Raw genomic sequence first — 742 nt, forward strand, 5'->3', positions numbered from 1 at the left:
CGCGAGTGTCTCGACTCGGTCCTGGAGCAGTCGTACGCCGACTTCGAGGTGATCGCGGTGGACGACTGCTCGCCGGACGGCTGCGGTGCGATCCTCGACGAGTACGCGGCCCGCGACCCGCGCGTCAGCGTGCTGCATCTGCCGGAGAACGTCGGCCTCGGCCGCGCCCGCAACGCCGGACTCCCCCACGCCACCGGCGACTACCTGCTCTTCCTCGACAGCGACGACACCCTCACCCCCGGCACGTTCCGCGCCCTCGCCGACCGCCTCGACGAGACCGCCGACCCGGACGTGCTGGTCTTCGACTACGCCCGCACCTACTGGTGGGGCGGCACCCGCCGCAACGCCCTCGCCCACGTCCTCACCGAGGCCGGCGACGGCACCTTCACGGCGGCCGAACACCCCCGCATCCTCGATCTGCTGATGGTGGTCTGGAACAAGGTGTACCGCCGCGTCTACGTGGCCGAGCACGACTTCCGCTTCCCGCCCGGCTACTACGAGGACACCCCCTGGACCTTCCCCGTGATGCTCAGCGCCGGACGCATCGCCACACTCGACCGGATCTGCCTGAACTACCGCCAACGCCGCCAGGGCAACATCCTGTCCACCACCAGCCGCAAACACTTCGACATCCACGACCAGTACGAACGCGTCTTCGCCTACGTCGACCACCACCCCGAACTGGCCCCCTGGCGCCCCTACCTGCACCGCAAGATGGGCGAACACTGCCTCGACATCCTCG

The 742-nt window shown here is 69.1% G+C and carries 1 protein-coding gene; it reads left to right on the forward strand.

The annotated features are described in order from the left end of the window. Positions 1-742, forward strand: a 742-nt coding sequence (locus CTZ28_RS46385) for a glycosyltransferase family 2 protein (RefSeq protein WP_147481317.1), incomplete at both ends; no start/stop codon positions are given.

Source organism: Streptomyces shenzhenensis (genome assembly GCF_003688995.1).
GTDB lineage: Bacteria > Actinomycetota > Actinomycetes > Streptomycetales > Streptomycetaceae > Streptomyces > Streptomyces shenzhenensis_A.